Annotated in this window: 10 protein-coding genes; 6 read left to right on the top strand and 4 right to left on the bottom strand. The window is 31.0% G+C overall.

Going from position 1 to position 12,636, the window contains the following annotated elements; translation table 11 throughout:
• Nucleotides 1-7: 7 nt before the first annotated feature.
• Nucleotides 8-763, top strand: a complete 756-nt coding sequence (locus tag WNY78_RS11655; RefSeq protein ID WP_342873463.1) for a UDP-2,3-diacylglucosamine diphosphatase — start codon at nt 8-10, stop codon at nt 761-763.
• Nucleotides 764-781: 18 nt separating this feature from the next.
• On the opposite strand, the gene WNY78_RS11650 is transcribed toward WNY78_RS11655, so the two are convergent.
• Nucleotides 782-1,144: a helix-turn-helix transcriptional regulator gene (locus WNY78_RS11650; RefSeq protein ID WP_342873377.1), complete on the bottom strand. Its 363-nt coding sequence runs from the start codon at nt 1,142-1,144 to the stop codon at nt 782-784.
• Nucleotides 1,145-1,298: 154 nt separating this feature from the next.
• Here WNY78_RS11650 and WNY78_RS11645 point away from each other — a divergent pair, with 154 nt between their 5' ends.
• The 3 genes from WNY78_RS11645 (at nt 1,299) to WNY78_RS11635 (ending at nt 5,182) form a co-directional block, all read left to right on the top strand.
• The gene (locus tag WNY78_RS11645; protein ID WP_342873376.1) at nt 1,299-1,592 is read left to right on the top strand and encodes a hypothetical protein; all 294 of its coding nucleotides are present in this window, start codon (nt 1,299-1,301) and stop codon (nt 1,590-1,592) included.
• 72 nt (nt 1,593-1,664) lie between these two features.
• Nucleotides 1,665-2,489 (top strand): GLPGLI family protein, encoded by an 825-nt coding sequence (locus WNY78_RS11640; RefSeq protein WP_342873375.1) that lies wholly within the window; start codon nt 1,665-1,667, stop codon nt 2,487-2,489.
• Between the two features lie 11 nt (nt 2,490-2,500).
• Entirely contained in the window at nt 2,501-5,182 is a 2,682-nt protein-coding gene (locus WNY78_RS11635) for a hypothetical protein (RefSeq protein WP_342873374.1), read from the top strand.
• Between the two features lie 8 nt (nt 5,183-5,190).
• Here WNY78_RS11635 and WNY78_RS11630 read toward each other — a convergent pair whose 3' ends face one another.
• From WNY78_RS11630 to WNY78_RS11620, 3 genes are all read right to left on the bottom strand, one after another.
• Nucleotides 5,191-6,462, bottom strand: coding sequence for an MFS transporter (locus tag WNY78_RS11630; protein WP_342873373.1), 1,272 nt, complete (start codon nt 6,460-6,462; stop codon nt 5,191-5,193).
• A gap of 185 nt (nt 6,463-6,647) precedes the next feature.
• Nucleotides 6,648-8,336 (bottom strand): single-stranded-DNA-specific exonuclease RecJ, encoded by a 1,689-nt coding sequence (recJ, locus tag WNY78_RS11625; protein ID WP_342873372.1) that lies wholly within the window; start codon nt 8,334-8,336, stop codon nt 6,648-6,650.
• A gap of 25 nt (nt 8,337-8,361) precedes the next feature.
• On the bottom strand, nt 8,362-8,781 hold the full coding sequence (locus WNY78_RS11620; protein ID WP_342873371.1) for an OsmC family protein: 420 nt from the start codon (nt 8,779-8,781) through the stop codon (nt 8,362-8,364).
• Between the two features lie 165 nt (nt 8,782-8,946).
• Between WNY78_RS11620 and WNY78_RS11615 the strand changes: the two genes are divergently transcribed.
• Nucleotides 8,947-9,549 (top strand): carboxymuconolactone decarboxylase family protein, encoded by a 603-nt coding sequence (locus WNY78_RS11615; protein WP_342873370.1) that lies wholly within the window; start codon nt 8,947-8,949, stop codon nt 9,547-9,549.
• Nucleotides 9,550-9,785: 236 nt separating this feature from the next.
• Nucleotides 9,786-12,632, top strand: coding sequence for a carboxypeptidase-like regulatory domain-containing protein (locus tag WNY78_RS11610; RefSeq protein WP_342873369.1), 2,847 nt, complete (start codon nt 9,786-9,788; stop codon nt 12,630-12,632).
• The last annotated feature ends 4 nt before the right edge of the window (nt 12,633-12,636 follow it).

The raw sequence follows: 12,636 nt of genomic DNA, 5'->3' as shown, positions 1-12,636 counted from the left end.
TACTAACATAACAATTCCTAAAGGAAAGAAAGTTTATTTTTCTAGCGATAATCATCTTGGTGCTCCAACTAATGAAGCATCATTACCTCGTGAGAAGAAATTTGTAGCTTGGCTAGACGAAGTAAAACAAGATGCTGCAGCTATTTTTCTATTAGGAGATTTATTCGACTTTTGGTTTGAATATAGTACTGTTGTACCAAAAGGTTTTGTAAGAACTTTAGGGAAACTTGCTGAAATTAGCGACTCTGGAATTCCAATCTATTTCTTTGTTGGTAATCATGATTTATGGATGAATGGGTATTTTGAAAAAGAACTCAATATTCCTGTATTTCATAAGCCTAAAGAATTTACTTTCAACGATAAAACATTTTACATTGCTCATGGCGACGGATTAGGACCATATGACAAAGGTTATAAACGCATGAAAAAAGTGTTTACAAACCCTGTATTTAAGTTTCTATTTAAATGGGTTCATCCAGATATTGGTGTTAAAATTGCACAATATTTATCTGTAAAAAATAAATTGATTTCTGGAGATGATGATGCGAAATATTTAGGAGAAGATAATGAGTGGCTCATTCAATATAGTAAATCACAACTTCAAGAACAACATCGTGATTTCTTCTTGTATGGTCATCGTCATCTACCTATGGACTTGGATTTAGGTCAAAATTCTAAATATGTAAACCTAGGTGATTGGATTACTTACTTTACTTATGGCGTTTTTGATGGTGAAGAGTTTGAGTTGAAGACTTTTAAGTAGTTTTAAACTATGAGAAAATTACTTTATCATTCTTTCTAATTTTTCAATAAGTCTATCTTTATCTTGCAAGCGAGCCTCATAAAGTTGAATGATTTTTTGATGTTGTTCTTTGTTTTCCTGATGAAAACGTTCTAATTGCTGTGAATTATCAGTTACAATCTCTTTATTGGATGGGTTTATGACATTTATTTCTAATAACTCATAAACATTTACCTCAAATAATTCAGCAATTCTATACAAACGTTCTACACTGAGTTTAGTTTCTTTTTTCTCTAATTTACTGTATGCCACTTGACTAATATCCAACTCAAGTGCAATATATTCGTGGCTATATCCTTTTTCTTTTCGAATACGCTTAATATTCTCTATAACCTTTTCCATAACTAAATATTATATTTTTATTATCAAAAGTAATCATTTACTCTAAATAGTTATAGTTTTAATAGTCATTTACATAGACATTTACATAGACATTTACATAATTAAAAGTTTGCAAAATTTAATAATCGAATATTAACTTTAAAAATTTAAAATTATGAAAAAAATTGTGTTTTTATTTATGATGTCTTTGACATTTTCGGCTTTCTCAAGTAATTCTATTTCAAACAAATTAGACTTTAATTTTACTAAAATAGATAATAAAACTTTTACTACTATTGAAGATAATGGATGGGGAGTCACCTGCTACATAACAATTGTGAATCAAGTTACGGGAGAAGAAAGAAAAGTTTTTAGTTCAGGAACTGGCGCAACACCTGGTTTGGCTCTTTTAGATTGCGAAAAAAACGCTAGAGAAAAGGCTAAAAGGGAGTTTTTTATTGTTGAATAATATCTATTGGTAAGGAAACATAAAAACAGCTCAGTATTTAAAATTAATATTGAGCTGTTAATTATATAAATTATGAAAAAAAACGTCTTATACTATATATTAATTTTTAGTTTTTATTTTGGAAACACACAAATTAAGGAGGTAAATACTTACACACTTGACTATGTAAAGACTCTTAATTTTGAATCTGGAGGATCCTTTTCTGCTAATCATACATACACTAGATTTATTGAATTGAATAAATCTATATTTAATGTCGTAACTAATCCAAAGGAGGTAAAATCATCAGATGAAAATCAAAATTCACTAGTTGAAAGCGATGATGATGATACTGTTTTTTACTTTAAGCCTACAGGGAAAAATATTAGCTTAGTTTATAAAGATTATCTTAAGCAAGAATTGTTTTCTAAACATGAAGTATCATATAAATATTTTGTCGTTCAAGACACTTTAGACATTTTTAATTGGGAAATTATAGACACTCAAAAAGACATATTAGGTTATAGTTGTCAACTAGCTAAAATGAATTTTAGAGGCAGAGATTATGAAGCATGGTTTGCAACAGCACTTCCTACAGGTGGTCCATGGAAATATGATGGTTTACCTGGTATGATCCTAGAAATTAAATCTATTGATAATTTTATTTCTTTCAAAGCCACAAGTATTAAAAATGGTTATTTTGAATTAGAGAAGCTAGAAAATCCTTTCTCAAAAGAACAAGTATTGACTTGGCAAGAATTTATTGACTTATATAAAATTAAAGCTATTGAATTAATGAGTTATAGACCTACTGAAAACTCTTTTGGTGTTGAGACTTCCAGAGGAGGTATTGAAACTTACATACCCGAAGATGACGTTGATTATAATAATGCGCTAGAAAAAATGAAAAAGCAATAACAATTATTATTTTGGCACTTACACAATCTCTCAAGTTTATAACGCTATTTAGTTTTTTTGTTCTTAATTTTAGCTTGGGTTTCTCACAAACCGTTCAAGGTACAGTTTTAGATAGCAAAGGAAAACCCTTAAATGCTAAAATATTATTTATAGCTTCCAACCAAAACGATATAGTAAGTGAGTATTGCTTAGCTTTAAATGGTAAATTTTTTTATAATCTTAAAAAAAACTATACTAATGGTCTTATTTTAAGGGTAACTGCTACAGGTTATTCTGATTTTGAGACAATTATAACTTCGACAAATAAAGAAGAAACTCTTGTTTATAATATTACTTTAATTAATGAAAAAATTGAACTACTCGATGAAGTCATTGTCAAAAGTAAAACAAAGCCATTCTTAATCAAAAAAGATACTACTGTATTTCGTGTAGACACTTATAAAGATGGAACCGAACGTAAAGTAGAGGATTTATTAAAAAACATTCCAGGTATTGAGGTAAATGAAACCACTGGTGCAATTAAATATAGAGGAAAATTAATAGAAACCGTAACTCTAGAAGGTGATAATCTTTTTGAGTATAATTATACTATAGGCACTAAAAATATAAATATAGATTTAGTAGATGAAATTGAAGCTATTGAAAACTACTCTAAAAATAAGCTCCTAAAAGGTATTGAAAATAGCGATAAAGTAGCATTAAATCTAAAGCTAAAAAAAAATATAACAGATCTTACTGGCAGCATGGATCTAGGATTAGGCGATAAACCTGATGCAAAAGATACCCCAATTAATACATCTGTTAATCTTTTGGCTATAAATAGTTCACTTAAATCTTTTGCGATAGGTAGTTACAATACTATTGGTAACAATTTATCACCATTTAATTATTACGGAAATGAAGTTAGTATAGAACAAATTAGAGAAGACAATTTATACGCTCAAAGAGTAATTCCAGAACTTTCGCTTCCTCGAGTAACAAACAACAATTTATCTAATATAAACCATCAATTTTTTGGTAATTTCAACGGTATTTTTGATTTAAATAAGAAATTAAAAGCTAGAGTTAATTTATTTTATGTCAATGATCGAATTAACAGTAATCAATTTTCACAAAGCGCTATTGAAATAGTTGATGAGCGGTTTACTATTTTCGACGCTGCTATTTTTACGAAAAGTCCTATACAATATCGTGGCGATTTAGAATTAAAGTTAAATTCATCTAAGTCGTCCTTACTCGAATATAATATAAGTTTTAGAGATGAAATCATCAAAACAGACAGGACTATTTCTTCTAATCAAGCCAATAATTTTAGCTCATTTCTAGACTCAGAAAATGTATTTGTTAACCAAAACTTAGAATTCACTAAAAGAATATCACCTGAAAAAGCTTTACAATTTAATTTAAACTATGTTACCAATGACTTAGGGCAAAATTTTAATATTGAACCTTCTATATTCAATAATCCTGAGTTTGATGAAGATGTTCAGAATACAGATACCAAAAAACATAATTTGTCTTTCAAAACCCTTTTATTAGGCAAGCATAAAAACAGTAACTACAGTTTGATATTTGGTGGCACGCATAATACCGAAAATTTTAGTTCGGCTTTATTGAGTCAAAACAACTTTCAAACAGTTACTAATGGCAGTAATTTGAATAATCTAGAATATACATTTAATGAAATATTTACTCAAGGTTCTTATACTTGGAGACTTGGGAAATTTATCATTTCTCCAGAATATATTTTTAGAATACTTAATCAATCATTACAATTATTACAAGATAATACATCCCTAAAATCAAGCGATTTCATTTTTGAACCTTCACTGAGGATCATATATAAAATAGATCAATCATCTGATATAAATTTCACTTCTAGGATTTATCAAGGAACTAATTCTATTCAAAACTTTTATACCAATGGCATATTATTAGATAATAGAACCCTGCGCAACAATATTCCTGATTTGAAATTAAATAAAAGCCAAAATTATAGTTTGACATATCAAAAAAATGATCTTTTTAATCAATTAGAATTATCTCTAGGAACTAATTATGTTAAACAACGTGGTGCTTTTTTTACAAACACAGAGATTGATGAATTATCAACTACTATAACAGATTTCTTTTTGCCTGAACGTAATGAAAATTTAAATTTTTTCTTTGATGCCTCTAAATTATTACCATGGATTGACACAACTATCAAAGTATCATCAAATTATTCAATAGCTAATTTCCAGAATATTTTAAATAATTCAGAATTAAGAAACAACAAAAGCAATTTTTTTATTAATTCTATATTCTTCAAAACAGCATTTAATTCACCCATAAATTTTCAAAACAAAACCACACATTCATATCAAGAAAACAGAAGTGAAAATTTATTTACAAATCAATCCATAGAGAATGAATTTAAATTAGTTTTCAAACCTAAAAAAGAATTAGTAGTAAGTTTTAATTATAATTATATAGTTCCTAACCTTGATGCGTATTCAAATAATTTTTCGTTTTTAGAATCTACCATTACCTATAAACCAAAAGATAAAAATTGGCAAATGAGCATCAATGGAGTTAATCTGCTGAATGAAAAAGTTTTTGAACAAATTAATACTACCGATAACTCGACAAACATACAACGTGTTGATTTGCTTAACAGGTACATTTTATTAAATTTTAACTATAGTTTTTAATTACTAATTTAGCTTTCCTCCTTCTCATGCTCCTCAATATCCTTCCTTAAATCCAGTTTTCTAAAAGAAGGAGAAACCAAACCTGTAGCGACTACAGTAATCAAAGTCATTGTGCCACCAAAAACAACAGCAGTAACTGTTCCCATATATTTTGCTGTAAGTCCGCTTTCTAGAGCACCCAATTCATTAGAAGATCCTACAAACATAGAGTTCACAGATGACACACGACCACGCATATGATCTGGTGTCTTTATTTGTAAAATCGTTTGTCTAATCACCATTGATACACCATCTGTAACTCCACTAAAAAATAAGGCAACAACTGATACCCAGAAAATTGATGACAACCCAAATACGATAATGCAAACTCCAAAACCAAAAATGGCGACGAGTAATTTCATCCCTGCATTTTTACTAATTGGGATGTATGCTGTCACCAACATCGTCAAAAATGCTCCAACAGAAGGTGCTGCAACTAAAACTCCAAAACCTTGAGGTCCAACTTTTAAAATGTCTTGTGCAAAAACTGCGGCTAAAGCGATAGCTCCTCCAAATAAAACCGAAACCATATCTAAAGTAATGGCTCCTAAAATGGCTTTGGTATTAAAAACAAATGACAACCCTTCAGATAAACTAGACAAAATATTCTCACCAATTTTTGGATTAAGTATTGGTTTTCTAGGAATTTGAAATATCATAACAAATGAAAATAATACCAATCCAAAAACGATACATAATGACCAATGCACACCAATCCAGCTAATTGAAAAACCCGCAAAAGCAACGCCTAAAACTCGAGCCATTTGCCAAGTAGAACTATTCCAAGTTGCTGCGTTAGGATATATTTTCTTCGGAACAATAAGTGCAACCAACGAAAAAATAGTGGGTCCAAAAAAGGCTCTTAAAAAACCACCAAAAAATACTAATGCGTAAGTGGAATAAAGAATACTATTTTTAGACCAAGACTCAATTATAGTTTGAGAAGTCAACCAAAATAAACCAAAACTTATCAATGAAAAGGCAGCTATACATAAAGCTAATAAATTTCGTTTTTCTCGTTGATCTACAATATGACCTGCAAATAAAGCCATAACAAATGCAGGTGCAAACTCACAAAGACCAATTAAACCTAAACTCAAAGGGTCCTTTGTTAATGCGTAAACTTGCCACTCTATCACAATAAATTGCATAGACCAACCAAAAATTAGTGCAAAACGCACCAATAAAAACATATTGAATTCTCTATATCTGAGAGCTGCGTATGGATCTTGTTTAGACAATTTTAGTGGATTAAATATTAATCAAAGGTAGATAAAATGTCATTTAGATTGAAGTAAAGAACATCCTAACATTTAAGTTATTTTGTATCAAATAATTTAAACTCTTCACGTCTATTTAATTCTTGTCCTTCTATAGTGTCGTTTGTAGCTATAGGTTTTTAACTTCCGAAGCCCAAAAAATAATATTATCCTTTAATATCTCTCAACTTCAACTGCAAACTCACATTACTTTGCCAATGATTTTCATCTATTGAATATACTGCATCAAAAAATTTGTTTCCAGTTATCAAATCACACTTATTACCTAGGTTAAATCCGATACACACTATTTTATCTTTACCTTGCATTGCTGTTAAACGTAGATGTTTATCATCGTCTCCAACACATTTTCCATAACCTGTATCTTTTAAGTTTTCAGTCATAAAAATAGGTGTCATATTTCCTGGCCCAAATGGTGCAAACTGACTGATAATACGATAAAACTTAGGTGTTACATCTTTCAATTTAATTTGCATGTCTACCTTTATTTCTGGTATGAGTAAATTACGATCTATTGTTTTGGAAACTTCATCTTCAAAGGCTTGCTTAAACGCTTCGTAGTTTTCTGGTTTTAGGGTCAAACCTGCTGCGTATTTATGTCCACCAAATTGTTCAATATATTCTGAGCAAGCTTCTAAAGCATTATACACATCAAATCCTTTTACCGATCGTGCAGATGCGGCAAATGAATCTCCACTTTTTGTAAACACTAAAGTGGGTCTGTAGTGGGTCTCTATTAATCTAGAAGCCACAATACCAATAACTCCTTTGTGCCAGTTTTCATCATAAACAACCGTTGTTAATCGGTTTTCTTCTTTATTTTCTTCAATTTGAATTAAAGCTTCTTCAGTAATTCGCTTATCTGTTTCTCGTCTATCTAGATTAAATTCATTAATTTCTTGTGCGTATTCTTTAGCTAATTCTTCATTGGTTTCAGTTAATAAAGTCACTGCATAATTTCCATGTTTCATACGTCCTGCAGCATTTATTCTTGGTGCAACAATAAATACAACATCTGTAATGGTAAGCTCGTCTTTATTAACTTGCTCAATAATGGCTTTAATTCCTGGTCTTGGTTGGGTATTAATTATTTGTAATCCGAAATATGCCAACGCACGATTTTCACCAACAATTGGGACAATGTCTGCACCAATAGCTGTGGCTACCAAATCTAGATATTCACCTAAATCTTCAATGGTTTTTCCATCTTTAGAAGCTAAAGCTTGAATCAATTTAAACCCAACTCCACAACCACAAAGCTCCTTAAATGGATACTCACAATCGTCTCGTTTAGGATCTAAAATTGCAACTGCTTTTGGTAATTCTGGACCTGGTCTATGGTGATCGCAAATGATGAAATCGATGCCTTTTTCCGAAGCATAATGTATTTTATCAATCGCTTTTACACCACAATCTAATGCAATAATTAATGAAAACTCATTATCATGTGCAAAGTCAATCCCTTTATAAGAAATCCCATAACCTTCATCATAACGATCAGGAATGTAGGTAGCAATTTGCTCTGATTTTGTTTTTAAATACGAAGACATCAACGCTACAGATGTGGTCCCATCCACATCATAATCACCAAACACTAAAATATTTTCATTGTTACTTAGTGCCTTTTCAATTCTAGCCACTGCTTTGTCCATATCTTTCATCAAAAATGGATCATGCAACTCCTCAAAACTGGGTCTAAAAAAACGTTTGGCTTCGTCGTAAGTTTCTATACCTCTTTGAACAAGTAAGGTTGCTACTGTTTGATCTACCTGAAGCGATTTTTGTAAATCTTCAACGGTTTTAGAATCTGGTTTTGGTTTTAGTGTCCAACGCATGTACTAATATAGAAAATTTTCGATACTAATTATGATAATGAATAGATGTTTTTACTTCGGAAAATCTTCGGAACATTTCCATTACACCACAATAGGTATCAATAGACAAGTTTACTGCTTTTTCAATTTTTTTCTCATCTAGCTCATTTCCGTAGAAATGATATTCGACAGAAACCGAATGGTAATATTTAGGATGTTCGTCTGTTAATTCACCATAAGTATCAATTCTAAAATCTGAAAAAGGGACTTTCATTTTCTTGAGAATCGACACCACATCCGATCCAGAGCAACCAGCTAACGAAGATAACATCAATGCTTTTGGTGTAAATCCTGAGTTGTGACCTCCATTTTCTTGAGAGGTATCTATGGTGAGGAGTTTTCCGCTTGGATTATCAGATTCAAACTGCATGTTTCCTTTCCAATGAGTGATAACTTTAGTCGACATAATTATAAATTTTAAATTAAGAGTTGCTGAAGCATTTATAGTTAAAGTAATTTATTTGCAACAGAAAGAAGTTACGATTTTGAAAAAAAACAACTTTAAATACATATAACATTAGACACTTTAAGTACTTTTATAATCAAAAATACTACTAAAAAAAACAAAACTATGGCATTAGTCACTCCTTTATCTGCGGAACATGATCCGGAAACAAAAAAGCTAGCAGAATTCTTTAATGAGACCCTTGGCTTTTGTCCAAACTCTGTGTTAACGATGCAACGTCGTCCTGCAATTTCAAAGGCATTTATTAATCTTAACAAAGCGGTTATGGCTAATGAAGGTCGCGTAACTTCGGCCTTAAAACGAATGATTGCTTGGGTTTCTAGTAACTCTACTGGCTGTCGTTATTGCCAAGCTCATGCCATTCGTGCTGCAGAGCGTTATGGAGCAGAACAGGAGCAATTGGATAATATTTGGGAGTATAGAACACACAGTGCATTTTCTGATGCAGAACGTGCTGCGCTAGATTTTAGTTTGGCTGCTTCTCAAGTCCCAAACAGAGTTGATGCAGACATCAAAAAACGTTTATATGAGCATTGGGATGAAGGTGAAATTGTAGAAATGCTTGGTGTCATCTCCTTATTTGGATATCTCAACCGCTGGAATGATTCTATGGGAACAGACATCGAGGAAGGTGCAGTTGAAAGTGGAAACCAATATTTAGGAAAACATGGTTTTGAGGTTGGAAAACATGATGGATCTAAATATTAGATTTCAGTTTCTGTATAGAGTTTACAATTTCTAACTCATACTTTTAAAATAAATAATTATCCTGCAAGGTCTATTTTTTTGACCTTGTAGGTATCTTAAAAATCAACCTCTTTTTTCCCTACTTCGGAAATAGGCCATTTTTTTATACTTCCCTAAACAAAAAGACCAGTTCACTCATTATTGGTTTTTAAAATCGTCATCCTGATATAGATTTGAATCATCAAACCAGCTATATTATGAAACGATTTCTACACAAAAACTATCTTTTACTCATCTTCACTCTCATTTCAGCGAGTCTATTTTCACAAGAAGGAATTATTTCAGGAACCTTAAAATCACAAACCGATGGCTTGCCGCTTCCTGGAGTAAGCATCATAATTAAAGGCACTAAAAACGGTGTGCAAACAGATTTTGATGGCTATTACCAGATAAAATGTCGTGTTGGTCAAACCTTAGTATACAGCTTTGTTGGCATGAGAAATCGTGAAGTTAGAGTAACACCTCAATTGTTTGACAGCCAATCTCATGATAAGATGGTTGAAGAAGTTCCTGTTAAACCAATAGAAAACGAGGCCTATAAAAAAGCAATTCAATGTAAAAATGATATCACATTACATATTCCTGATTTACAACAATCAAACTTAACCTATAATAAGACTAATAATTATCAATTTGAAAGAATTAAAAATATTGACATCAAAAAAGATAAAGTAGATATTACTTATTTTAATCCAGATGTTTTCTTCGAAGTTGGATTCAATACCGATTTTGGAGTTCAGTATTTTAAAGATAAAAACTTGCCTAAACTTCAAAATACGTATGCTCAAGGTAGCTCACTAAATGGCGAAGTTACCTTTCAAGGTGCAGAGACTGGAAACCTTTTTTCTTATGGTCCAAAAATTAGCAATCTAGAATTTGATGGAAACAACTATGCTTATGATACTAATGGACGTTTAGTTCCATTAGGAGAAGGCAACGGGAATCCTGCTAAAGATTATGATAACTCAGTACTAAAGAGTTTAATAAAAACGTCAAATAATTTATTTTTTAATATCTCTACAGAAAAAAGCCGAATAGAACTCAACTACACAAATATTACAACAAAAGATGTTTTTGATCGAGAACAAAGCAATGGAAATGATCTAAAATTGTCATTTAAAAATAAGAAATCGTTTCATCAAAAAGGACCTAATTGGTCAGGTTACATTTCCTACGGAAATTTTAAAAATAACCAACCTAATAGCAACGGATTTTTAAATAATGTATTACTTAATTCTTGGTCAACGCCTCCAACGTTTAGCAATGTACAAGGAGCTGTACTTTCAGATGGTTCTCAACGTCAATTCAATTCTAATTTTAATAATCCAAATTGGGTTTTAGAACACAATAAAAACGTTGACAAGACTAACTTCTTTATAGCTACAATTCAAAATGACATAGATATTTCCAATAAAATAAATATAGAAAGTAACCTGAGCTATACCTATAATAAAAACAATCAAAACTTTGGATTACCAACTAACACTGTTGGCTTTGAAGAAGGCTACCTCAGCTCAAAATCTATTAAAAATAAAGACTTTAATGCGCTATTAAAATTTAGATATATAAATTATAATAGCGATCCAAGTATCAAAGGTATATCTCAAATTGATTTCTCATCAGAACATATGGAATATGATTTTAATGAAGCTATTGGGTTTATTCCTTTTTCATTCCAAAACCCAAATACTAGTAGCACCATCAAGAATAAAAGTAATCGTACAAGCTTAAGATTACTTAATTCTTGGTCTTTTGATTTTTATGATGAAGGTTTAGATTTTGTTGTAGCCAATAATTCTTATGTCTCATCAATTCAAGATAACAAATGGTTTTTACCTTATTTAGAATTAAAAGTAGATGTTGCAGACTTAATTTATATAGATTTTATAAGTAATTTCTACTTGACAGCAACAACATCATATGATGTTAATGAACCTCATTTATTTTATAATAATATTAGCCACAATAGTCTGCTAATTACACCAGAACAAAGTTTGTCGTATACCACTAATAATGATTTATTCTTAACTAAGAATCTACAACTAGAAGAAAAAAGACATTTTGAGTTGGATGCATCTATGAGGTATTATCTTTTTGATACAGGATTTAATTTTAGGGCTTCTTATTATAATTCTAAAACCAGTGGATCAGTTTTTCCTGTGTTTGGAAACAATGGGTTTCAACTTCAAAATACTGCAGACGTTAGCAATAAAGGGTTTGAATTAAATCTAGACACAAACATTAGATTAGCAAAAAAGTTATACTATAAACCTAGTGTTGTATTCTCAACATCACAAACAAAAGTTTTAAAATTATTTAATGATGCTCAAATTGTACCTATTGCTGGGTTTTCAACCGTATCAAAAAACCTCATAGTTGGTGAGAGCGCAGGTGTTATTGTAGGCTCTGCTTATGCTAGAGATGCTCAAAACAACATCATAATTGATGACGAAGGGTTTCCTTTAGTAGATTTTCAATCTAAAATTATTGGTGATCCTACACCAGATTTTAATTTAGGTTTTGAAAACAACTTAAAATTCAAAGGCTTTAATTTAAACTTTGTTTTAGACTTTCAAAAAGGAGGAGACGTATGGAATGGCACCCAAAATGTACTCAACTATCTTGGGACGTCGCAGCAATCTGCAAACGACAGAAACATTACAAATTTCATATTTGAAGGTGTCAACCAAAATGGTAACCAAAACACAATACCTGTAGATTTTTATAATCCAGAGAATCCTATTTCACAAAGCAGATTTGTGCGCTATGGCTTTTCTGGAGTTGATGAAGACGCTATTGAAGATGGTAGTTATATCAATTTAAAATCGGTGACTTTGTCATATACATTCAAGCAAAAAGAAGACAATCGATTTTTTAGGCAAATAGATATTAGTCTGTATGCAAATAACCTCATCACTTGGACATCTTATGAAGGTGCATCGCCTTATAGAAATCTCTATGATTCGCCATCTGGTCAAGCCTTAAACTTTTTTAATATGCCAATTACAAGTGAAGTTGGTTTTAAACTTAACGTAAAAATATAACGCT

Origin of the sequence: Psychroserpens sp. AS72, from assembly GCF_038900375.1 — a bacterium.
Taxonomy (GTDB): Bacteria; Bacteroidota; Bacteroidia; order Flavobacteriales; family Flavobacteriaceae; genus Psychroserpens.
Note: the sequence above shows the minus strand (reverse complement) of the source record. Positions and strands in the feature narration are given on the sequence as shown.

Coding starts and splice junctions, on each gene's coding strand:
- WNY78_RS11650 (WP_342873377.1), bottom strand. CDS start 1,144: ATGGAAAAGGTTATAGAGAATATTAAGCGTATTCGAAAAGAAAAAGGA.
- WNY78_RS11645 (WP_342873376.1), top strand. CDS start 1,299: ATGAAAAAAATTGTGTTTTTATTTATGATGTCTTTGACATTTTCGGCT.
- WNY78_RS11640 (WP_342873375.1), top strand. CDS start 1,665: ATGAAAAAAAACGTCTTATACTATATATTAATTTTTAGTTTTTATTTT.
- recJ (WP_342873372.1), bottom strand. CDS start 8,336: ATGCGTTGGACACTAAAACCAAAACCAGATTCTAAAACCGTTGAAGAT.
- WNY78_RS11620 (WP_342873371.1), bottom strand. CDS start 8,781: ATGTCGACTAAAGTTATCACTCATTGGAAAGGAAACATGCAGTTTGAA.
- WNY78_RS11615 (WP_342873370.1), top strand. CDS start 8,947: ATGGCATTAGTCACTCCTTTATCTGCGGAACATGATCCGGAAACAAAA.
- WNY78_RS11610 (WP_342873369.1), top strand. CDS start 9,786: ATGAAACGATTTCTACACAAAAACTATCTTTTACTCATCTTCACTCTC.